Origin of the sequence: Pseudomonas svalbardensis (assembly GCF_030053115.1) — a bacterium.
In the GTDB taxonomy this organism is placed as follows: domain Bacteria; phylum Pseudomonadota; class Gammaproteobacteria; order Pseudomonadales; family Pseudomonadaceae; genus Aquipseudomonas; species Aquipseudomonas svalbardensis.
On record NZ_CP125619.1, the window covers coordinates 4,276,041 to 4,298,157 of the forward strand.

Genomic DNA, 22,117 nt, shown 5'->3' on the forward strand with positions numbered 1-22,117 from the left:
GAAGGGGCCGACAAAACCAACACATTACTTACGATTGATGCGCCGCTCCCGAAGATACTCAAGAACCGCAGCCCGCTCCCCGGCGAATTCAATACGAGCCCCTTTCTTCTCCCGCTGAAACGCATACATCGGGTCGTAATACTCGCGGAGCAATCCTTCGATCCAGCCCCGGTGCAAGTCCACTGCCCCGCTGCTCGCCTGCTCCGCCAGCGCGTCTTCCATCAACATCAACATCCGCCGATGGCGCTCACCGCCCAGACGTTTCTGCACGTTGTTCAGGCTCTCCAGCAAGCGCTCGGAAAACAGCGCGAAGCCTTCATCGCCATGCACGCCGATGAACTCGGCACACAAGTCCACCACGTAATCGCGCAGGATCCGTTCGACTCGCCCTTCAAGGCTGTCTTCCAGCCAAACCATCGGGAACTGTTGCATGCCCTCAAACAGCGGCAACGGCAGCGCACAACTGCCAATCGCACGGCTCTCGTCTTCCAGTACAAACTGCTCGATGCCGTGGGCGCGCTTCTTCAGCACGTCCACTGCCAGGCGGTTTTCAAAATCGATGTTGGAGGGTTGGCCGGTGGCGCGTTTACCGAAACTGGAGCCGCGGTGATGGGCGTGACCTTCAAGGTCCAGGCCGTTGCGCAACTGCGTGAGCACTTCGGTTTTACCGGTGCCGGTCATGCCGCCGAGCAAGACGAAATCACACTGGGCAACCGCTTGATCGACGGTGTCGAGCAAGAAGCTGCGCATGGCCTTGTAGCCGCCACCCACTCGCAGATAGTCGATGCCCGCCTCGTCCTTGAGCCATTGCTGGACGATCTGCGAGCGCAAACCGCCGCGAAAACAATACAAATACCCATCTGGATGAGCCCGGGCAAAATCGGCCCAGGCCTGGATACGCTCGGCTTTTATCTCGCCGGACACCAACTGGTGCCCCAGCGTAATAGCCGCTTGCTGGCCGTGTTGCTTGTAACAGGTGCCGACCCGTTGCCGCTCATGGTCATTCATCAGCGGCAGGTTGATCACGCCGGGGAATGAGCCTTTGATAAATTCGACCGGCGCACGGGCATCCATCATCGGTCGGTCGTTGAGGAAAATGTCGCGGTAATCGGTGAATTCGATGGACATCAAAACACCTCAACCGCGTTCGTCTGTCGCTCGATCAGTTCACCGATCGGCTCAAGGGTAAGGCCCAGCTCGGCGGCTACGTTGAGGAAGTGTTCGTTGCCTTCGGGCGTCACCGCAACCAGCAGGCCACCGCTGGTCTGCGGATCGCAGAGCACGCGTTTGTGCATTTCCTGAAGACGCCCAAGCTTGCTGGCGTAGCTGTCGAAGTTGCGCAACGTCCCGCCCGGCACGCAGCCTTGGTCGAGGTAATACTCGACACCCGGCAGACGCGGCACACGGTCGTACTCGATGCGAGCGGTCACGTTGCTGCCGTCGGCCATTTCCACCAAATGCCCCAGCAGACCAAAACCGGTGACGTCGGTCATCGCGGTGACGCACTCGAGTTTGCCGAAACGGCTGCCGGGTTTGTTCAGGGTGCACATCCAGTCGCGGGCCAGGCCGATATCGGCATGGCGCAATTTGCCCTGCTTCTCGGCCGTGGTGAGGATGCCGATGCCCAGCGGTTTGGTGAGGTAGAGCAGGCAACCGGCGGTGGCGGTGTCGTTGCGTTTCATGTGGCGCTTTTCCACCAGACCGGTCACGGCGAGGCCGAAGATCGGCTCGGGCGCGTCGATGGAGTGTCCACCGGCCAACGGAATTCCGGCTTCATCGCAGACCGAACGCCCGCCGCGAATCACTTCCCGGGCAATCTCCGGCGCCAGTACGTTGACCGGCCAGCCGAGGATCGCAATCGCCATCAACGGATCGCCGCCCATGGCGTAGATGTCGCTGATGGCATTGGTGGCGGCGATGCGGCCGAAATCGAACGGGTCGTCGACGATCGGCATAAAGAAGTCGGTGGTCGACACCACGCCGCGCTCTTCATCAATGGCGTACACCGCCGCATCATCGCGCGAGGCGTTGCCAACCCAGAGTTTCGGGTCAAGGTTCTGCGCCCCGCTGCCGGCCAGAATCACCTCCAGCACCTGGGGAGAAATCTTGCAGCCACACCCTGCGCCGTGGCTGTACTGGGTCAGACGAATCGGTTCGCTCATGGGGGGACACACCTCGTAAAATCAGTGCCGAAGAGTCTACATCAACGTCGTCTCCCCCGAGGCCCCACGAATCGTTGACCGAAGGGCAGTTAAACCACCAATTCCCTAACCTTTTCCATACCTTGAGCAAAACTGGTATGCCTTGTGCAAACGTTTGCGAGTCGTTGATACAAGCGTTTTCGCTACATAACCGCGCAAGCCCGCAGAACCGGGCCTTCGATTCGCACGAAAAGGGACTTTTAATGCTCCGCACGTCCAGCCGCGTGACTTGCTCGCGCACTTTTGCTGTTTCCTTGCTGCTGGCCAGCGTTACAGGACTACTCAGCAGCACTGTTTTGGCGCAACCCGCCCCCGCCGAAGAATCAGCCCAAGGCGAAACCCTCAGCCCCCAAGCGAGCCCACCGAAAAAAGGCGTGTACCTCTCGGACTGGTTCAACCAGGACCTGACCGTCATCGGCAGCAAAGACATCAGTTTCGGCCCGCAACCGGCCGACGATATCTACCTGGAATACGAGTACTTCGGGCGCAAGGGGCCGTTCGAGTTGTACGGCTACATCGATATCCCGAAGATCTTCGACATCGGCAACAGCCATGACAAAGGCGTGTGGGACCACGGCTCACCGGTGTTCATGGAGCACGAACCGCGGATCTCCATCGACTACCTCGCCGGCCGCAGCCTGGCCATCGGGCCGTTCAAGGAATGGTACGTCGCCTTCGACTGGGTCTACGACCACGGCAGCAACAGCGCCAACCGCGCCAATACGCTGTACAGCGGTTTAGGTACCGACATCGACACCCATTCGCGGGTCAACCTGTCGGCCAACTTCTATGGGCGCTACCAGTGGGAAAACTACGGCGCCAGCAACGAATATTCGTGGGACGGCTATCGCGCCCAACTCAAATACATCGTGCCGATCAGCAGCTTCAGCAACGGCGCGTCACTGACCTACATCGGGTTCACCAACTTGGACTTCGGCTCGGACTTGCACAAGGACAACCCGGCTCGCACCGCCAACGCCACCGTCGCCACCAACGTCTTGCTGTACTCGTTCACCCACTTGCGTTTCACCCTGGTCGGCCGGTATTTCCACAACGGCGGCAACTGGGAGGATGGCAGCGAATTGAATTTCGGCGACGGTAACTTCCGCGCCCGTTCCGACGGTTGGGGTTACTACGCCGGCGTCGGTTATCAGTTTTAAGACTTGTTTGAATCAGGAGGTTTTACGCATGCAATGACGCGTCTTTCCCTGGCCTGCGCCGCCCTGCTCTCTTCAACGGCCTGGGCGACTGAAGCGCCGATCCAGCCGAAAGTGATGTTGATCACCATGTTCGCCCCCGAGGCGCAAAACTGGATTGATCGGCTGGAACTCAAGCAGGAAGTGCGGGTGCCGGGGCTGTCCGCCGAGTACCCGACTGTGCAGGAGATTTTGAAGAACTGGTCGGCGTGGGAGAAAGGCGTTCCCGAGGCTTGACCGTGAACAGAGTATCTACAGGGATGGAATGACGGCCGGAGGAGATTTGCGCATCTGCATCGGTGTCACTCAGGTCTGGGGGCGCGGCAAGGGCCATGGGCAGCAATCATTGGGGGTTTCAGAGATTGCAGGGTAACGAGCCACCAGTCTCGTCGCTACTGGCGGCATCCATCTGACAATCCGAGTGAATTTTCCGTAACCCAAACGATCCTTGTATTACCACAGGGAGGAATACGGGCTCTATGAACAACGCAAAACTTTTCGTCATTGAATACACCCTTCATGGCGCGCCCAAGTCTTTCATCATCCGCCTGGATAAGATGGATAACGCGGAGGCTTGGCATTGGGCAAGTTGCGACGCGGGGGTCGGACGAATCCCTCGCTTCGGTCGAGAAAAGGTGCAAAAAACCAGCAAGCCGATGGCGGAAAAATTCGGCGTGGAAAACGTCAAGTGGCGGCCGGCGAATTAACAGATGGCGCGGCTTTGGACATTTGGAGGGATCGGCGCATGAAATCAACGCAACTCACCAGCACGGTACACCTCGACTACGGCCTCGATACGCCGTTCGGTCGAATCACCAAAAGCGCCGAGTGTCAGGTCGGTCTTGAACAAGTCGAGCATGACCCGACCCGCTTCGCACTACGCGTCCAGCCACCTATACCGCAAGATCTGGAACAGGCAAAAACGGTGTTGGTGAAGGTGGATGGACGACGACTCAATGGGATCATCCGCCATACCGAACGGCTGGAAGATCAAAGCCTGAAACTGGAAGTGGAGCCCGAATAGGCCCCACATTCTGTGCGTGGCTGATGTCAGCCTTTGGCGCACTTACAGCCCTTGCTTGCACATTCTTCGCCATGTTCGTGGTGCTTGGCACACGCCTCACAGCAATAGTGCTTGCCGTGGCGCGCGATCGGATGTTCGCCCAGTTTGCAGGAACATTTGGGGCAGTCGCATTTACTGTCACTGCTGATCATGTGTCTGACTCCATGGTTGTGGTCGTCCGGTATCCGCGAACGCGGCCCGTATAACCAGTGTAGGAGCTTGCGTCAGCCTTGCCGCGTACTGCTGCGATACATGAACAGCAACGCCAACGCGAGACACACCATCGCCAGTATCCGGCTGCTGGACAACTCGATCGCCGGGTTGCCCAGCCAGCCGAAGTTATCGATCAACATCCCCATCCCCAGTTGCCCGACGATCACCGCCACCGTAGCCACCGCCGTGCCGACCCGCGGCACCGCGCCGACCATCACCATCATGTAGACCACCCCGAACAACGCGCCGCTGAGCTGCCATTTCGGCACGTCCAGCAAACTCACGGCATGGGCCGGTTCGAAAAACAGGATCAGCAGCCCGGTGGTCACGGCACCGACCACGAAGGTCAACAAACTGCTGCGCAACACGCCCACCGTTTCGCCCAGACGTCCATTGATCGCCGCCTGAACGCTCAACACCGCACCGGCCGCCACGACCACCGCCAACAAAATTATCAGATTCATCATCAACCCCGAGCGATCAGAACAAGTGCCGCGACAATCAGCAACAAGGCCAGCCAACGTTCACCGTTGACCTTTTTGCGGATAGCGCCGAACCAGCCGAAGTGGTCGATCAACACGCTTTTGCCGACCTGCCCGGAGAGGATCGCGATCATGGTCATGGCAATGCCGATGTGCGGCGTGGCCAAGGTCAGCACGATCACGTAGATCGGCCCCAAAAACCCGCCGATCAACTGCCAGCGCGGCAGCTCATTCAAGGCCGGCCCCTGATGCGGGCCGCTGAACAACAACAGCAAAAACAGAATCGCCGAGCCCACACCGAAGATGCTCAAGGTCGCCCACAAGTGCCCGACCTGAACCCCGAGCGGCCCGAGCAAACCGGCCTCCACGGAAAGGCCCATGCCGGCCAGAATCACCAGCGGCAGCAGCAACAGTCGCAGCCCCGGCTTAGTGGTCGGCGCGGCGACAACGCCAACATCGTCGATTGAAGAAGACTGCATTAGGGGACACCTACCAGTTATCAGATGGAACACGACCCCTTGTGGGAGCGAGCTTGCTCCCACAGGGTTTTGTGTTCTCAGTGGAATAGGTGGGCATTATCGGCTGGCGATCCTTTGCGATAAATGGGAGCATCCTGACAACACTTTTGCGCAACTCGCACAGCAGGATTTGTCATGCATGGCCTCAACGAACTGGGTTTCAAGGCCCTTCGGCTGTTTGTAGCGGTGCTGGATCACGGCAGTTTTTCCGAAGTCGCCCGCCGCGAGGGCCTGGCACCCTCTTCGATTTCCCGGCAGATCCAATTGATGGAGCAAGCCCTGAGCCAGCAATTGCTCTATCGCCACACCCGCGCCGTCTCGCCCACTGAAGCCGGGCGCATGCTCGGTCATCACGCGCGGTTGGTGCTGGTGCAACTCGAAGAGGCCGAACAGGCCTTGCAGGAACAGCAAAGCGAACCGAGCGGACTGGTGCGGATCAATGCGCCAGTGGTGTTCGGTCAGCGGCACCTGACGCCGTGGCTGGGGCAGCTCTGCGAGCGTTACCCGAAACTGCAACTGGATATCCAGCAAACCGACAGCTACGTCGACCCGCTGCAGGAAGGTGCTGACCTGCTGTTCCGCATCGGGCCGCTGCACGATTCGAGCATGCAGGCGCGCATTCTGGCGCCCCATCGTTTTCAAGTCGCCGCAAGCCCAGCCTATTTAGAACGTCACGGCACGCCGCAACATCCCGAAGAACTGACCGCGCATCAGTGCCTGGCCTATAAGGGCGTGACTGGTCAGCAACGCTGGTTTTTCCGCAAGGATCAGCAGGAATGGACGCACTGGTCGGTAAAGGGGCCGATCACCGGCAACCACGCCGACACCCTGACGCAAGCCGCCGAACAAGGCTTGGGGCTGGTGATGTTTCCGTCGTGGCTGATTGGTGAGGCGGTGCGCAACGGCACGCTGGTGCCGGTGCTGGGGGCGTATCAGGTGTCCAACAGCCTTGAGCCGCAGCAGATTGCGGTGCTGTGGCCTGGGAGCCGGCGGTTGTCGGTGAAGGTGCGGACGGTGATTGATTTCTTCGTGGAATGCTTCGGCACGGTGCCCTACTGGGACAGGCCGTAACCACCCGCCCTTGTAGGAGCTGAGCTTGCTCGCGATAGCGTTCTCGAGATCGCCATCGCCGGCAAGCCGTGCTCCTACAGTTTTGGGGTGGTGTCAGATACGGAACTGACCCACCAGTTTGCCCAGGCGCTGACCGAGGTCGGCCAGGCTGCGGGAAGTCTGGGCGCCGAGTTGGGTTTCGTCGGCAACGCTGTCCACGGCCACGGCGATCTGATGCACGCTGCGGTTGATCTCTTCGGCCACGGCGGTCTGCTCTTCGGCAGCGCTGGCGATCTGCGCGTTCATCGAGTTGATGGTGCCGATCAGCTGAGCCATGGTATCGAGCGAAGCGCCGGCCTCGTTGGCCTGAGCCGACGTGCCGTCGCCGGCCTCGCTGGAACGGCGCATCGCTTCCACGGCCGATTGGGTGCCGGCCTGCAAGCGATCGATCATGCCCTGGATTTCCTGGGTGCTGATTTGCGTACGACTGGCCAGCGCTCGAACCTCGTCGGCCACTACGGCAAAACCACGCCCGGCCTCACCGGCACGGGCGGCTTCGATGGCGGCATTGAGCGCCAACAGGTTGGTCTGCTCGGCAATCGAACGGATCACCCCAAGCACACTGACAATCGACGACACGTCTTTTTGCAGACTGTCGAGGGACACGCCGCTGCTGCGAATATCGTCCACCAACGCATGAATCTTCACGATGCTGCCGGCCACCACACGCTTGGCAGCCTGGCCTTCTTCGTCGGTCTGCTGGGCGGCCACCGCGGCGTTTTGCGCGCTTTTCGCCACTTCCTGAGCGGCGGCGGACATTTGGTTGATCGCCGTGGCGACCTGATCGGTCTCGTGACGCTGACGCTCCATGGCCTGATCCGAACGCTGGGCCTGGTCGGAGACCTGATTCACCAGCCCGGTCAGTTGCGAGGTCATTTCGGTGATCTGGCGCACCAGGCCGTGAATCTTGTCGACGAAACGGTTGAACGAGCCGGCCAGTTCGCCTAGTTCATCCTGGCTGGTGATGGTCAGGCGACGCGTCAGGTCACCCTCGCCCGCCGCGATGTCATCGAGGTTGGCTTTCATCAGGTTCAGCGGACGCAGGATGGTGTTGGCCAGCAGCATCCCGGCGGCGGCAATCACCAACAGCACCACGGCGGCAATCCCGACGATGCTCAGCACCACGCCTTGCATGCGCTCCTGAACCTTGGCTTGAACCAGCGCGACTTGCGCTTCGATACCGTCGAGGTTGACCGACGTACCGACCGCCATGTCCCACTTCGGCAAGTATTCGGTGTAGCCGAGCTTGGGCACCAGCACTTGGGTGTTGCCGGGCAGCGTCGAGCTGTATTGCAGATAGTGGGTGCCGTCCTTGGCGACTTTCACCAGGTCGCGGTTGACGTAAACGCCGTTCGGATCGCGGTTGTCCTTGAAGCTTTGGCCCACGCCTTCAGGGCTGTTGGCCTTGAACAGACGCACGGTGTTGGAGTCGTAGCCGAAGAAGTAGCCGTCCTTGCCGTAGGTGATGCTCGACAGCAACTTGACCACTTGGGCCCGCGCCGCGTCATCACCGGGGGCGGCCGCATCGTAAAGAGGTTTGATCGTGGTCATGGCCACGGCGACGTAGCTTTGCAGCGTCGCCTTGGCATCGCTGAGCAGGCGCTGGCGAGTTTCCTCGACTTCCTTGCGGGCCTGCTCCTGCAGAATGAACAGCGTAGTCAAGCTGATGACCAGCGCAAAGAGCAACACCGGGAGGACGGCAAGGGACAGGACTTTAGCCTTCAGGCTCATGCGCATGACGGTTCACTCTTTTGATTTTATTGGCGTGGTTAAAGGCTTTAACGGCACGCCGGATCAAAAGTTGAGTGCGGCCCTTGTGGGAGCGAGCCTGCTCGCGAAAGCGGTTTGTCAGTCACCGAGGTGTTGAATGTGCCGCCTTCGCGAGCAGGCTCGCTCCCACAGGGGAAATGTGTTTAGAGGACCATCGCCGCCGCCCAGCCGAACGCCAGCAACGGGATGTTGTAGTGCAAGAAGGTCGGGACCACGGTGTCCCAGATGTGGTGATGCTGGCCGTCGATGTTCAGACCCGAGGTCGGGCCGAGGGTCGAGTCTGAGGCTGGCGAACCGGCGTCACCCAAGGCGCCAGCAGTGCCGACGATGCACACGATCGCGATCGGGCTGAAACCCAACTGTACGCACAACGGCACGAAAATCACCGCCAGAATCGGTACGGTGGAAAACGACGAGCCGATGCCCATGGTCACTAACAGGCCCACCAACAACATCAGCAACGCGCCAATGGCTTTGCTGTGGCCGATCCATGAAGCCGAGGTTTCGACCAGCGTTTGCACTTGCCCGGTGGCTTTAATCACTTCGCCAAACCCGGACGCGGCGATCATGATGAAGCCGATCATCGCCATCATTTTCATGCCTTCGGTGAACAGGTCATCGGTGTCGCGCCATTTCACAATGCCCGAGACCGAGAAGATCAGGAAACCCGCCAGCGCGCCGATGATCATCGAGTCCAGCAGCAGCTGAATGATGAACGCTGCTGCTATGGCCAGACCGGCGACCATCAGGCTCAGCGGGTTGTACTGCACCGCGACCTGTTCGACTTGCTCGATCTTTTCCAGATCGTAGACGCGCTTCTTGCGGTAGCTGACAAACGCTGCCGCGAGCCCGACGACCATGCCCAGTGCCGGAATCCCCATGGCATGGGTGACGTTGATGCCGCTGATGTCCACCCCGCTACGGGCGACGTTGGCCAGCAGGATTTCATTAAGGAAGATGTTGCCGAAGCCCACGGGCAGGAACATGTACGGCGTAATCAGGCCGAAGGTCATGACGCAGGCAATCAGTCGGCGATCCAGTTGCAGCTTGGTCAGCACATATAAAAGCGGCGGCACCAGCAGCGGAATGAAGGCGATATGTATCGGCAAGATGTTCTGGGACGCGATGGCCACCACCCACAGCAAACCGATCAACAGCCATTTGACCTGACGGCCGCCGCTGGCGTGCTGGCGATCGACCATCAGCAAGGCTTTGTCGGCCAGGGCGTGTGCCAGGCCGGACTTGGCAATGGCCACGGCGAAAGCGCCAAGCAATGCGTAGGACAACGCGACCGTCGCGCCGCCACCGAGACCACTGTTGAAGGCTTTGAGTGTCGCGTCGATGCCCAAGCCACCGGTCAAACCACCCACCAGGGCGCCCACGATCAGCGCGATTACGACGTGCACGCGGGACAGGCTGAGGATCAGCATGACGCCGACCGCGGCAATTACAGCATTAATCATCGGTACCTCAAGGCAAACGGAAAGAGTCCGGCCGGCAGTCTGCAAAGAGCCGCCAGCGGATTAAATGAGAGGGTTTTATTAGAGGGCGCGCACTGTGCCGCAGCATCCACGCCTTGTCAAAGCGAACACCGCCCCTGTAGCAGCTGGCGAAGCCCGCGTTCGGCTGCGCAGCAGTCGTAATCCAGCTGGCGCGGTGTATCTGGATGAACGTGCAAGCAGGTTTTACGACTGCTGCGCAGCCGAACGCAGGCTGCGCAAGCTGCTACAGGTTTGTGTGCCTCGATATTCGTCGAGCGGCATAAAGAAAGCCGAATGGCGGCCGTTACAGTGCAAAGTCTCAGATATTTATCGAATAAAGGACGTCTCCATGTCGCTCAGACAACTTTCCATTCAATGGAAAATCACACTGCTGGCCGGGCTGTGCCTGGCCGGCATCGTGACCCTGCTGGTGGGTCTTTCGCTGTATCGCATGGAGCACAGTTCCGAGATGGTGAAAGCATCCAGCATGGAGATGCTCACCGAAGCTGCCCAGGCCCGGATCGAATCCCAGGGTGAAAACCAGGCGCTGGGGATTCGCCAGCAGTTCATGGACGCCTATCAATATGGCCATGGCTTTTCGCGTCAGGTGCTGTTCCTGCGCGACCAGGCCGAGAAACGCTTTCTCGATGCCTTTGACCTGCGTGAAGACCTGACGCGTCAGGTCAAGTCAGCCCTGCAAGCCAACCCGGAATTGCTCGGCCTCTCGCTGGTGTTCGAAGCCAACGCGCTGGACGGCAAGGACGATCTGTTCGCCGGCCAGGCCGAGCTGGGCAGCAACGACAAGGGCCGTTTCGCCCTGTACTGGTCGCAACCTGTGCCTGGCAAGGTGACGTCGATGGCGCTACCGGAAAGCGACATGGCCGACACCAGCACCGGCCCCAGCGGCGAACCGGCCAACGCCTGGTTCACCTGCCCGCGCACGACGCTCAAACCCTGCGTGATCGAACCCTACTTCTACGTGATCGACGGCCAGAACGTGCTGATGACCAGCATCGTTTTCCCGCTGATGGTCAACGGCAAGGTCATCGCTTCGCTGTCGGTAGACATCAACCTCAATAGCCTGCAAGCCGTCAGCCAGGGTGCGAGCAAGAAGCTCTATGACGGCCAGACCAACGTCAGCATCATCAGCCCGGTCGGTTTGCTGGCCGGTTACAGCCCGGACGCCAGCAAGCTCAGCCAGCGCCTGGATACCGTGGACAAGGCCAACGGTGCCGAGCTGATCCGCATGCTCGCCACCAGCAGCAAGACCGAAAGCCTGCACAACAATCAACAGCTCAAAGTGCTGTCGCCGTTCCAGCCGATTCCCGGTGGCAACTCCTGGGGTGTGTTGCTTGAGGTGCCGGAGAAAGTCCTGGTCGGCCCCGCCGAAGCGTTGAAAAAACAACTCGATGAAAGCAACACCGCCGGCACCTTGGTCGAACTCGGCCTGGGCGTGCTGGCCGCGTTGATTGGCCTGTTGCTGGTGTGGCTGATGGCCCGCAGCGTGACCAGGCCGATCCTGGGTGTGGCGCACATGCTCGAAGACATTGCCAGCGGCGAAGGCGATCTGACCCGCCGCCTGGCCTACGACAAAAAGGACGAACTCGGCCAATTGGCCGGCTGGTTCAACCGCTTCCTCGACAAACTGCAACCGATCATCGCCGAGGTCAAACGCTCGGTGCAGGACGCGCGCAGCACGGCGGATCAGTCGTCCGCCATCGCCACCCAGACCAGCGCTGGCATGGAACAGCAATTCCGTCAGGTGGATCAGGTCGCTACCGCTTCCCACGAAATGAGCGCCACCGCTCAAGACGTCGCTCGCAGTGCAGCGCAAGCGGCACAGGCAGCGCGGGATGCGGATCAGGCCACCCGTCGCGGTTTGACCGTGATCGACCGCACCACCGCCAGCATCGACAACCTCGCGGCCGACATGAGCGCGGCGATGGTTCAAGTCGAAGGCCTGGCGGCCAACAGCGAGAAGATCGGTTCGGTGCTGGAAGTCATTCGGGCCATCGCCGAACAGACTAATCTGCTGGCGCTCAACGCCGCCATCGAGGCCGCACGTGCCGGTGAAGCCGGACGCGGTTTTGCCGTCGTGGCCGATGAAGTGCGCAACCTGGCACGCCGAACCCAGGAATCTGTCGAAGAAACCCGTCTGGTGATCGAGCAATTGCAGAGTGGCACTCAGGACGTGGTCGGCTCGATGAACAACAGCCATCGTCAGGCTCAGGGCAGTGTCGAACAGGTGGGTCAGGCGGTGACGGCGCTGCGCCAGATTGGTGAGGCGGTGACGGTGATCAGCGACATGAACTTGCAGATTGCCAGTGCCGCTGAAGAGCAAAGCGCCGTGGCTGAGGAGATCAACAACAACGTGGCGACGATTCGGGATGTGACTGAGTCGCTGTCAGGGCAGGCGAATGAATCGGCGCGGGTGAGTCAGTCGCTCAATAGCCTGGCGAATCAGCAACAGAGTTTGATGGATCAGTTTCGGGTCTGAGAAGCCCTCACCCTAACCCTCTCCCAAAGGTAGAGGGGACTGACCGAGTTGTTCTTAGAGCTACATCGACCTGAAATATAGAGTCGAACTCAGGATCTGAAAGCGCTGGAGATCGGCTCCCTTTCCCCCTCTCCCCTCTGGGGAGAGGGCTGGGGTGAGGGGTGGTTTTCAGCCTGAACGCTTGGGCAACTCAATCACCACCCGCAACCCGCCCCACTCACTCTCCTCCAGCCGCAACACCCCGCCCCACGTATCGACGATGTCCCGCACAATCCCCAAGCCCAACCCATGCCCATCCGTTTGTTCATCAAGCCGAGTACCCCGGCTGAACACCTGATCGCGCTGGTCTTCGGGAATCCCCGGTCCATCGTCTTCCACGTTTAACTCAAACCCTTCGGTCGTCTCGACCACGCTCAACCGAACCTCGGCATCCGCCCATTTGCAGGCGTTGTCCAGCAGGTTACCGAGCAGTTCGAGCAAATCCTCGCGATCCCAAGGCAGTTGCAAACCGGCCGGTGCGCGGTAACTGAGCTCAAGATGCTCACCATGAATCATGTTCAACGTCGCCAGTAACCCAGGCAATTCAGCATCGCAATCAAACAATGCCCCCGGCAACGAATCGCCGGATAACCGTGCGCGATTGAGTTCGCGATTGAGTCGCTGCTGGACCTGTTCCAGCTGCGCCTTAATCACCTTGCGCAGTTCTGGATGCGCATCGAGCTTCTCGCTTGAGGCCAGGCTCAACAACACCGCCAGCGGGGTTTTCAAGGCGTGGCCGAGGTTGCCCAGCGCATTGCGCGAGCGCTTGAGGCTGTCTTCGGTGTGCGCCAGTAAATGGTTGATCTGCGCCACCAACGGTTCAAGCTCTACCGGCACCTGATCATCGAGTTGCGAGCGCTGGCCCTGCTGCAACTGGGCGATCTGCTCTCGCGCCTTCTCCAGCGGGCGCAAGGCGCGGCGCACGGTGATGCGTTGCAGCAGCAGAATCAGCAACAACCCCCCCAATCCCAGGCCGAGACCAACCTGTTGCATGCGCAGGAAACTCTCGCGCACCGGCGTGTAATCCTGGGCCACGCTGATGGAAATCGATTGGCCCAAGCGCCGATAGTCCGAACGCAGCACCAGCAATTGCTGGCCTTCCGGCCCCAATTGCAGATTGCTGTGCAGGCCGGCATGGTCGAGGCGCGGCATGTCCTGATCCCACAGCGAACGGGAGCGCCAATGGCTGTCGGCAAAGTCGATGCGAAAGTAATGCCCGGAAAACGGTCGCTGATAGGCCGGCGACAGGTGCCGCTCATCCAGCTGCAAACCCTGCGGCCCACGAACCAGCGCCACCAGCAGGTTTTCGCTGTCGTTGCGCAGCCCGGCTTCGAGGTAGCGCTGCAAACCCATTTCGAACAGCCACAGGCTGGTCTGCGCCAGCACCAGGCCGACGATCACCATCACGCTGATCAAACCCAGGCTCAAGCGGCGCTGGATCGACCTCACTGGGCTTGCCCGCCGAACAGGTAACCCTGGCCGCGACGGGTTTCGATGACGCTGCGCCCGAGTTTGCGCCGCAGGTGGTTGACGTGGACTTCGAGCACGTTGGAATCGCGCTCGGTTTCACCGTCGTAGAGGTGTTCGGCGAGGTGGCTTTTGGAAAGAATCTGCTCGGGGTGCAGCATGAAATAACGCAGCAGGCGGAATTCAGCGGCGGTGAGCTGGATGTCGGCGCCGTCGCGGGTCACGCATTGGCGGCCTTCGTCCAGGTGCAGTCCGGCAGCCTTGAGCGTCGGCTGGTTGGCATGGCCATGGGAACGGCGCAACAGTGCCTGGACTCGCAAGTGCAGCTCTTCGGGGTGGAAGGGTTTGGTCAGGTAATCGTCGGCGCCGGCCTTGAGACCTTCGATCCGTTCCGCCCAGGAATCACGGGCGGTGAGAATCAGCACTGGCGTGGCCAGGCCACCGGCCCGCCATTGCGTCAGCACCTCGAGCCCTGGCAAACCCGGCAGGCCGAGGTCGAGAATGATCAGGTCATAAGGCTCGCTGCTGCCCTGATACACCGCGTCGCGACCGTCGGCCAGCCAGTCCACGGCGTAACCCTGACGGTTGAGGCCTGCCATCAGTTCGTCGGCCAGCGGCACATGGTCTTCCACCAGAAGCAAACGCATCGATCAATCTTCCTTGTCTTTCAGTAACTGGCCGGTGGTGGCGTCGAGGTCAAGTTCGCGGACCACGCCTTCGGCGGTCAGCAACTCGACTTCATAAACGTAGACGTCGTGTTTCTCTTCGAGCTCGGCTTCCAGCAGTTTGGCCCCGGGGTAGCGGTCCAGCGCTTGCTGCAACAGCTGCTCCAGCGGCAGGATCACCCCCTGTTGTCGCAGGCGCAGGGCTTCGTCCTGATCCAGGTCGCGGGCCATGACCACCGAGCAAAAAGCCAGAAGCGCCAGAGCCATTCGACCTCTCGTGCACCGCTGTGAAAAAGAAAACACCTTCATTACGTATCCTGATGATCCTTGAGAATCTGCCCGCTGACAGCGTCCAATTCCAGGTCCCACTCAATGCCCTGAGGGTCGCGCAACTCCACCTGATAGATGTACTTGCCGTACTCTTCTTCCAGCTCGGTTTCGGTGATGGTGGCACCCGGGTGTTTGGTCAGAGCAGTAGCGTTGAGCTTCTCGAAAGACACAATGGTACCAGCGTCGCGCAGTCTCAGGGCTTCGTCGGGACCGAGGTCGCGAGCGTGGGCGATGCTGGCGGTCATGCCGATGATGGACGCGGTGAACAGGGCAGTCAGGGTTCTCATGGGGTGTCTCCGTATTTTTTTATGTGTTGCCTACGGGAGCCACCTTAGCGATCCGAACTTAACTGAAACTGAATTGCCATCATCGAGATGGCAACACGACATCACAGACATACACAAAACCTGTGGGAGCGAGCCTGCTCGCGAAGGGGCGGCACATCCAATATTGATGTGACAGACAGACCGCTTTCGCGAGCAAGCCCGCTTGTGTCTTGGGCAGGAATTAGACTGAGGGTGAGAGCGGTGAGTGGCAAGCTGAATGCCCGGAGTGCTTAAAGCACGTGTGGGAGCCCATGCTGCCATTCACCTCTCCACTCTGGTTATTGAGCCCGAACAGTTGAACGAGCCTACCTCGAACATTTACAAGCGTGGTGCCCAGCCAGAGTGCTCTCACCTTTGAGTGTAAGAGGATTCAGCTATGTTTTCCTGCGCAGGCATCGACGTTGCCAAAGATACTCTTGAGGTTCGGATTAACCCGCAAGACGTTGGCGCAAGTTACCTCAATACCGCCAGTGACTTCCTTGCGCTGATTGATTGGTTAAAGCGCTACCAGGTCAACCGCGTATTGCTGGAAGCCACCGGCGGCTATGAGCGAGAGGCCATGAAAGCGCTTCAGGCCGCGGGCTTCGAAGTCTTGCGGATCAACCCTCGTCGCGCCAAGAACTTTGCCAAGGCGATGGGGCAGCGCGCTAAAACCGACCCGATAGATGCGCGACTTCTCGCGCAGTTTGCAGAAGTCATAAAGTCGCCAAGCAACCGCATCACCAGCCCTGAACAGGACAATTTGCGTGCGCTGGTACAGCAACGTGAAAACTTTGTTCAGCAGCAAAGCGATGATATTCGGCGCCTCAAAACAGCCTCTGTAGACCGGGTAAAACCCTGTCTGCAGAGGCATATCGACTATTTATGCCAAGCAATAAAGTCGATAGAGAAGTTGATCCGTCAAAGTGCCCAAGACCTGGACAGTGATAAAATAGCCCGTTTGTGCTCGGTCAAGGGAATAGGGCTCGTGACGGCAGCCAGCTTGATGGCCTATTTGCCTGAGCTGGGCGAGGTTGGACGGCACGAGATTGCAGCGCTGGCAGGCATAGCCCCCTACAACGATGACAGCGGCAAGCATGAAGGTCCGCGCCATATTAGCGGCGGCAGGTTTGCTGCGCGTCGCGCGATGTACATGGCGTGCTGGGTGGTGATTCAGCGACAGCCTGAGTTCAAAGCGCGGTATGACGCACTGCGTCGTAAGGGCAAATGCGCAAAAGTAGCGCTCATCGCCTGTATGCGCGTGCTGCTGATACGACTGAACGCCATGATCCGAGACCGAACTGAGTGGAAACAACCCTTGGCCTAAAACGGGTCGCGGTGTTCCTGTAGGGCATCGCATGGCGTAAAGCTGTGGGAATTTAGCTGTCTATCAATATGCCTTCAAAATAAAGATCACCAAGACAGTTGCTCCCACATAATCCCCCGCTTGCCTGCATTCGAGACCGGTATGACCGCTATCCACATCAAGTTCCCCTCGCTGACGCTCAAGGCCGGCCCTCGCGCCTTGGCGCGCATCCGTGAAAACGGTTTGAGCGCCGCCGATGTCGGCACACTGCCGGGTGCTGCCGGTGGTCCCAAGGCGTTGGGGATTCAAGGTCTGGACCTGGCGTTGTTCGGTGAATGGCTGCCAGCGGCACCACGGGAGCGCTCGTTGATCGGAGCGTCGGTGGGTTCCTGGCGCTTCGCCAGCGCGTGTCTGCCGGATGCCGCCGAAGGTATCCGCCGTCTCGGTCACCTCTACACCGAGCAGAACTTCGCCAAGGGCGTGACCATGGCGCAGATCAGCCAGAGCTCCCGGCGCATGCTCGATGACCTGCTCGACGGCCGCGATGCCTCGATTCTGGACAACGCTCATTACCGACTGAACATCATGGTGGTCAAAAGCCACGGCCTGCTGGCGGACGATCATCGCGGCCGACTGGGGCTGGGCCTGTCATCGGTGATCGCCGACAACCTGCGCGGTCGCGCGCGGCTGTCGCGGCATTTCGAGCGGCTGATCATTCACGATCCGCGCCTGGCACCGCCGGTCAATGCACTCAACGATTTCCCCTCGCGCTTCGTTGCGCTGAATGCCGGTAACCTGCGCCAGGCCTTGCTCGCGTCAGGCTCGATCCCGATGGTGATGGAAGGCGTGCGTGATCTGCCGGGTGCCGGTGCCGGGACTTTTCGCGATGGCGGTCTGCTGGACTATCACCTCGACCTGCCCTACAGCGGCAACGACATCGTGCTCTATCCGCACTTCACCGACCGGGTCATTCCCGGCTGGTTCGACAAGACCCTGCCGTGGCGCCGCGCGTGTCCTGCGCGTTTGCAGGATGTCCTGTTGCTGGCGCCATCGAAGGATTACCTGGCGCGTCTGCCCTACGGCAAACTCCCGGACCGCAACGACTTCAAACGCTTCATGGGCGATGCCCCGAGCCGGCAGAAATACTGGCGCACGACGATGGATGAAAGCCGTCGTATGGGCGATGAGTTCCTCGAACTGGCTGCCAGCGGTCGCCTCGGGGAGCGCTTGCTGACCCTTTAGTCAGTGTTTTCCCGCAACGCCAAACGCAAACTGTTAAACTCGCCGCCTGCCCACATCGCCGCGGCGATCGCCACCTGACAGAGCTCAAACAACTGTGGAAATCTTCAAAGAATTTACCTTCGAATCCGCCCACCGCCTGCCCCACGTACCGGAAGGCCACAAGTGCGGCCGCCTGCACGGTCACTCGTTCAAAGTGGCGGTCCACCTGAGCGGCGACCTCGATCCGCACACTGGCTGGATCCGCGATTTCTCGGAAATCAAGGCGATCTTCAAGCCGCTCTATGAGCGCCTGGACCATAACTACCTGAACGACATTCCCGGTCTGGAAAACCCGACCAGTGAAGTCCTGGCCAAATTCATCTGGAAGGAATTGAAGCCTCTGCTGCCGGAACTCAGCGCGATCCGCATTCACGAGACGTGCACCAGCGGCTGCATCTATCGCGGCGAGTAAACCGATCTAAAGACAACGAAAATCCCTTGTGGGAGATTCCCACAGAGAACTGCGTTTCGTCAGTGAATACAAAAACAGCCTTCAATGGCTGTTTTTTTATGCCTATGCTTTTTGGCCCCCCCACGCCAAGAGGACACCCCCAATGACGGACTGGCCGCTGCCTCAGACCTATCGCTTCAACGGGCACTCCGTTCGCTACGCCGTACGGGGCGACGGTCCGCCGTTGGTGTTCGTGCATGGCACGCCCTTCTCTTCTTACGTGTGGCACCGGATTGCGCCGCACTTCATCACCACCCATCGGGTGCATTACTTTGATCTGTTGGGGTATGGGCTATCGGAGAAAATCGAGGGCGATGTGTCACTGGGTGTGCAGAACGACCTGTTGGCTCACTTGCTCGATCACTGGGGTCTGGAGCGACCAGACCTCGTCGCTCACGACTTCGGCGGCGCCACCGCCCTGCGTGCTCACCTGCTGAACGGCAAGGACTACCGCAGCCTGACGCTGATTGATCCAGTGGCGCTGACGCCCTGGGGTTCGCCGTTTGTGCAGCACGTGCGTCAGCATGAGGCGGCATTCAGTGGCCTGCCCGATTACATTCAACAAGCAATCGTGCCGACCTATATTCGCGGGGCGATCAAGCGCGAAATTCCGGACGACGAACTCGCGCCTTACGTGCAGCCGTGGCTCGGCGATCCGGGGCAAGCGGCGTTCTACCGGCAGATTGCGCAGATGGACGAGCGTTATACCCGTGAGGCCGAAGGGCTGTACCCGACGATTCGTTGTCCGGTGCAGATTCTGTGGGGGGAAGACGATCAGTGGATTCCCATTGAACGCGGGCAGGCGTTGCATCAGATGATTCCGGGGTCGCGGTTTCAGGCGATTCCGAATGCCGGGCATCTGGTTCAGGAGGATGCGCCGGAAGCGATTGTCGCAGCGTTGCTGAAGTTTTTGCCGCAACACAAATCCTCATGACGAAACCAAATCCACTGTGGGAGCGAGCTTGCTCGCGATGACTGAGTCACATCCGACATTGATGTCGACTGACCCACCGCTATCGTCGGAACGCCGCCCGGAGCCGGCTCGCTCCCACATGGGTTCTGTGTTCCTTCAGGTGCACCTCTTTCGTGCCCCTCCCCGGGCCAAATCTCCGTGCTCGGCTATAAATAACTACACCACCCCACGCTTGGCACGACCACTGCAACACGCTCCCGCGTCACTCATTCAGCAAGGAACGCCCCATGACGCAGAACGATCCCGGTAACGATTACCCCCTCAGCGAAGTCCCGATGCATGCCCGCAAAGGCCTGGCCTCAACGGCCATGGTGCTGCTGGGTTTCACCTTTTTTACCGCGACCATGTTTGCCGGCGGCAAGCTCGGTGTGGCGTTCAGTTTCGGCGAGATGATGGCGGTGACTATCGTCGGCAATCTGCTGCTGGGGATCTACGCCGCAGGCCTTGGCTACATCGCCTTCAAGAGCGGACTCAACTCGGTATTGATGGGACGCTTTTGCTTCGGTGAAGTGGGCAGCAAGCTCAGCGACCTGATCCTCGGTTTTACCCAGATCGGCTGGTACGCCTGGGGCACGGCCACTGCCGCCGTGGTGCTGGGCAAGTATTTCGAATTGAGCGAGGGCACCGTTCTCGGGCTGATGGTGTTGTTCGGCCTGCTGTTTTGCGCGACCGCGTATGTCGGCTATCGCGGCCTGGAGATTCTGTCGTACATCGCCGTACCGGCGATGATGTTGCTGCTGATGCTGTCGATGTGGGTGGCCACGGTGAAGGTCGGCGGGCTCGAGGGTTTGCTCGCGGTAGTCCCGACGGGAACACTGGACTGGTCGACAGCGATTACCTTGGTGTTCGGCACTTTTGTAAGCGGTGCGACCCAGGCAACCAACTGGACGCGTTTCTCTCGTTCAGCACGCGTCGCGGTGCTGGCGAGCCTGATCGGTTTCTTCATCGGCAACGGCCTGATGGTGTTGATCGGTGCCTATGGCGCAATCGTCTATCAGCAACCGGATGTGGTCGAAGTGTTGCTGCTGCAAGGCTTCGCCATGGCGGCAATGGCGATGCTGCTGATCAATATCTGGAGCACCCAGGACAACACCATCTACAACTTCGCCGTCGCCGGTTGCAACCTGCTGCGCACCGGCCGTCGCAAAACCGTAACCCTGGCGGGCGCGGTGATCGGCACGTTGCTGGCGCTACTGGGCATGTACGACATGCTGGTGCCCTACCTGATTCTGCTGGGCACTGTGATTCCACCGATTGGCGGCGTGATCATGGCGGACTTCTTCTACCGTTATCGTGGTCAATATCCACGTCTGGCCGATGCCCGATTGCCGGCGTTCAACTGGTCCGGTTTAGCCGCCTACGCAGTCGGCACCGTTGCTGCGTTCAGTTCACCGTGGGTCGCGCCACTGGTAGGGATTGCCGCTGCCGCGTTAACGTATGTGCTATTGACCGGCGTGCTGGGTGCCCGTACTGCCAACGCACCATTACAAGATCTATAAAAGGATTCGCCTGATGCACATCATCAACGCCCGCCTGCGCAACCAAGATGGCCTGCATGAGTTGCACCTGGAAAACGGCCTGATCAGCAACATCGCCCGACAGACCGAAGCGCCGACCCTGGGCCCCGATGATCTGGACGCCGGCGGCAACCTGGTGGTGCCACCCTTCGTCGAGCCGCACATCCACCTCGACGCCACGCTCACCGCCGGCGAGCCGCGCTGGAACATGAGCGGCACGCTGTTCGAAGGCATCGAGTGCTGGGGCGAGCGCAAGGTGACGATCACCGAAGAAGACACCAAAACACGCGCCAAGAAAACCATCCAGACCCTCGCCGCCCACGGCATCCAGCACGTGCGCACCCACGTCGACGTCACCGACCCGCAGCTCACCGCGCTCAAGGCGATGCTCGAAGTGCGCGAAGAAAGCCGTCACCTGATCGACATGCAGATCGTTGCGTTCCCGCAGGAAGGCATCGAGTCGTACCGCAACGGTCGCGAGCTGATGGAAGAAGCGATCCGCATGGGGGCCGATGTGGTCGGCGGCATTCCGCATTTCGAGTACACCCGCGATCAAGGCGTGAGTTCAGTGAAATTCCTGATGGACCTGGCCGAGCGCACCGGTTGCCTGGTGGACGTGCATTGCGATGAAACCGACGACCCGCACTCACGCTTTCTGGAGGTGCTGGCCGAAGAAGCCCGCAGTCGCGACATGGGCTCGCGGGTGACCGCCAGCCACACCACGGCCATGGGCTCTTACGACAACGCTTACTGCGCCAAACTGTTTCGCTTGCTCGGGCATTCGGGGATCAGTTTTGTCTCCTGCCCCACCGAAAGCATTCACCTGCAAGGGCGCTTCGACAACTTTCCGAAACGTCGTGGCGTGACCCGTGTCAACGAGCTACTCGAAGCCGGGATGAACGTGTGTTTCGGCCAGGATTCGATCGTCGACCCGTGGTATCCGCTGGGCAACGGCAATATCTTGCGGGTGCTCGAAGCCGGCCTGCACATCTGCCACATGCTCGGTTACCGCAACCTGCAAAGCGCGCTGGACCTGGTCACCGACAACAGCGCCAAGGCCATGAATTTGGGGGATCGATATGGACTGGAACGCGGGCGGCCGGCGAATTTGCTGATTCTGTCGGCGGACAGCGATTACGAGGTGATCCGCAGCCAGGGCCTGCCGCTGTATTCGGTGCGCGATGGCAAAGTGTTGATGAAGCGGCAGATGCCGGTGGTGGAGTTCTTCGGCGATCAGAGCTGAGATTTGCGT

Annotated in this window: 22 protein-coding genes and 2 pseudogenes; 13 read left to right on the top strand and 11 right to left on the bottom strand. The window is 60.0% G+C overall.

The genetic code is table 11. The features are described 5' to 3' along the window. Window positions 1-24: 24 nt before the first annotated feature. Together mnmH and selD are read right to left on the bottom strand one after the other, a co-directional pair. Window positions 25-1,128 (bottom strand): tRNA 2-selenouridine(34) synthase MnmH, encoded by a 1,104-nt coding sequence (gene mnmH, locus QFX16_RS19810; protein ID WP_283181017.1) that lies wholly within the window; start codon window positions 1,126-1,128, stop codon window positions 25-27. After that, window positions 1,128-2,162, bottom strand: coding sequence for a selenide, water dikinase SelD (selD, locus tag QFX16_RS19815; RefSeq protein ID WP_283181018.1), 1,035 nt, complete (start codon window positions 2,160-2,162; stop codon window positions 1,128-1,130). Before selD ends, mnmH begins: the two co-directional genes overlap by 1 nt. A 242-nt stretch (window positions 2,163-2,404) precedes the next feature. On the opposite strand from selD, the gene QFX16_RS19820 reads away from it, so the two are divergent. The 4 genes and pseudogenes from QFX16_RS19820 to QFX16_RS19835 all read left to right on the top strand — a co-directional run bounded on the left by QFX16_RS19820 (window position 2,405) and on the right by QFX16_RS19835 (window position 4,421). Beyond that, window positions 2,405-3,361 carry a nucleoside-specific channel-forming protein Tsx gene (locus QFX16_RS19820; protein WP_283181019.1) on the top strand — a complete coding sequence of 319 codons (957 nt, stop codon included), beginning with the start codon at window positions 2,405-2,407 and terminating at the stop codon, window positions 3,359-3,361. A gap of 33 nt (window positions 3,362-3,394) precedes the next feature. After that, window positions 3,395-3,583: pseudogene (locus QFX16_RS19825) on the top strand (purine nucleoside permease); the annotation flags it as partial. A gap of 293 nt (window positions 3,584-3,876) precedes the next feature. Next, a complete protein-coding gene (locus QFX16_RS19830) occupies window positions 3,877-4,104 on the top strand; it encodes a DUF6555 family protein (protein WP_008152143.1) in 228 nt (75 codons plus the stop codon). 38 nt (window positions 4,105-4,142) lie between these two features. Beyond that, window positions 4,143-4,421, top strand: a complete 279-nt coding sequence (locus QFX16_RS19835; protein WP_283181020.1) for a hypothetical protein — start codon at window positions 4,143-4,145, stop codon at window positions 4,419-4,421. A gap of 26 nt (window positions 4,422-4,447) precedes the next feature. On the opposite strand, the gene QFX16_RS19840 is transcribed toward QFX16_RS19835, so the two are convergent. The 3 genes from QFX16_RS19840 to QFX16_RS19850 form a co-directional block, all read right to left on the bottom strand. Next, window positions 4,448-4,612, bottom strand: coding sequence for a metallothionein (locus QFX16_RS19840; protein ID WP_140680239.1), 165 nt, complete (start codon window positions 4,610-4,612; stop codon window positions 4,448-4,450). 72 nt (window positions 4,613-4,684) lie between these two features. Next, the gene (locus QFX16_RS19845; RefSeq protein ID WP_282480914.1) at window positions 4,685-5,140 is read right to left on the bottom strand and encodes a DMT family transporter; all 456 of its coding nucleotides are present in this window, start codon (window positions 5,138-5,140) and stop codon (window positions 4,685-4,687) included. After that, a complete protein-coding gene (locus QFX16_RS19850) occupies window positions 5,140-5,634 on the bottom strand; it encodes a DMT family transporter (protein WP_283181021.1) in 495 nt (164 codons plus the stop codon). The genes QFX16_RS19845 and QFX16_RS19850 overlap by 1 nt, the downstream gene beginning before the upstream one ends. 174 nt (window positions 5,635-5,808) lie before the next feature. On the opposite strand from QFX16_RS19850, the gene QFX16_RS19855 reads away from it, so the two are divergent. Continuing rightward, window positions 5,809-6,744, top strand: a complete 936-nt coding sequence (locus tag QFX16_RS19855) for a LysR family transcriptional regulator (RefSeq protein ID WP_283181022.1) — start codon at window positions 5,809-5,811, stop codon at window positions 6,742-6,744. A gap of 93 nt (window positions 6,745-6,837) precedes the next feature. Here QFX16_RS19855 and ctpM read toward each other — a convergent pair whose 3' ends face one another. After that, entirely contained in the window at window positions 6,838-8,520 is a 1,683-nt protein-coding gene (ctpM, locus tag QFX16_RS29900; protein ID WP_283181023.1) for a methyl-accepting chemotaxis protein CtpM, read from the bottom strand. Window positions 8,521-8,696: 176 nt separating this feature from the next. Further along, window positions 8,697-10,013, bottom strand: coding sequence for a Na+/H+ antiporter family protein (locus QFX16_RS19865; RefSeq protein ID WP_283184606.1), 1,317 nt, complete (start codon window positions 10,011-10,013; stop codon window positions 8,697-8,699). A 1,513-nt stretch (window positions 10,014-11,526) separates the two neighbouring features. Here QFX16_RS19865 and QFX16_RS29795 point away from each other — a divergent pair. Beyond that, window positions 11,527-11,673: pseudogene (locus tag QFX16_RS29795) on the top strand (HAMP domain-containing protein); the annotation flags it as partial. Between the two features lie 102 nt (window positions 11,674-11,775). Beyond that, entirely contained in the window at window positions 11,776-12,531 is a 756-nt protein-coding gene (locus QFX16_RS29800; RefSeq protein WP_439900138.1) for a methyl-accepting chemotaxis protein, read from the top strand. 168 nt (window positions 12,532-12,699) lie between these two features. Here the strand turns inward: QFX16_RS29800 and QFX16_RS19875 are convergent, their stop codons facing one another. The 4 genes from QFX16_RS19875 to QFX16_RS19890 are packed head-to-tail and all read right to left on the bottom strand — an operon-like array spanning window position 12,700 to window position 15,319. Then, window positions 12,700-14,019: a sensor histidine kinase gene (locus QFX16_RS19875; RefSeq protein ID WP_283181025.1), complete on the bottom strand. Its 1,320-nt coding sequence runs from the start codon at window positions 14,017-14,019 to the stop codon at window positions 12,700-12,702. After that, a complete protein-coding gene (locus tag QFX16_RS19880; protein ID WP_283181026.1) occupies window positions 14,016-14,684 on the bottom strand; it encodes a response regulator transcription factor in 669 nt (222 codons plus the stop codon). The genes QFX16_RS19875 and QFX16_RS19880 overlap by 4 nt, the downstream gene beginning before the upstream one ends. 3 nt (window positions 14,685-14,687) lie before the next feature. Then, window positions 14,688-15,011 (bottom strand): PepSY domain-containing protein, encoded by a 324-nt coding sequence (locus QFX16_RS19885; RefSeq protein WP_223433639.1) that lies wholly within the window; start codon window positions 15,009-15,011, stop codon window positions 14,688-14,690. Next, window positions 15,011-15,319 (bottom strand): PepSY domain-containing protein, encoded by a 309-nt coding sequence (locus QFX16_RS19890; RefSeq protein ID WP_283181027.1) that lies wholly within the window; start codon window positions 15,317-15,319, stop codon window positions 15,011-15,013. Before QFX16_RS19890 ends, QFX16_RS19885 begins: the two co-directional genes overlap by 1 nt. 415 nt (window positions 15,320-15,734) lie before the next feature. Here QFX16_RS19890 and QFX16_RS19895 point away from each other — a divergent pair, with 415 nt between their 5' ends. The 6 genes from QFX16_RS19895 (at window position 15,735) to codA (ending at window position 22,108) form a co-directional block, all read left to right on the top strand. Beyond that, window positions 15,735-16,664, top strand: a complete 930-nt coding sequence (locus tag QFX16_RS19895; protein WP_283181028.1) for an IS110 family transposase — start codon at window positions 15,735-15,737, stop codon at window positions 16,662-16,664. A 141-nt stretch (window positions 16,665-16,805) separates the two neighbouring features. After that, window positions 16,806-17,885, top strand: a complete 1,080-nt coding sequence (locus tag QFX16_RS19900; RefSeq protein ID WP_283181029.1) for a patatin-like phospholipase family protein — start codon at window positions 16,806-16,808, stop codon at window positions 17,883-17,885. 94 nt (window positions 17,886-17,979) lie between these two features. Continuing rightward, on the top strand, window positions 17,980-18,336 hold the full coding sequence (gene queD / locus QFX16_RS19905) for a 6-carboxytetrahydropterin synthase QueD (protein WP_283181030.1): 357 nt from the start codon (window positions 17,980-17,982) through the stop codon (window positions 18,334-18,336). Window positions 18,337-18,478: 142 nt separating this feature from the next. After that, window positions 18,479-19,309, top strand: a complete 831-nt coding sequence (locus QFX16_RS19910; RefSeq protein ID WP_283181031.1) for an alpha/beta fold hydrolase — start codon at window positions 18,479-18,481, stop codon at window positions 19,307-19,309. 266 nt (window positions 19,310-19,575) lie between these two features. After that, window positions 19,576-20,847 (top strand): cytosine permease, encoded by a 1,272-nt coding sequence (gene codB / locus QFX16_RS19915; RefSeq protein WP_283181032.1) that lies wholly within the window; start codon window positions 19,576-19,578, stop codon window positions 20,845-20,847. A 13-nt stretch (window positions 20,848-20,860) separates the two neighbouring features. Next, window positions 20,861-22,108 (top strand): cytosine deaminase, encoded by a 1,248-nt coding sequence (codA, locus tag QFX16_RS19920; protein WP_123368400.1) that lies wholly within the window; start codon window positions 20,861-20,863, stop codon window positions 22,106-22,108. The last annotated feature ends 9 nt before the right edge of the window (window positions 22,109-22,117 follow it).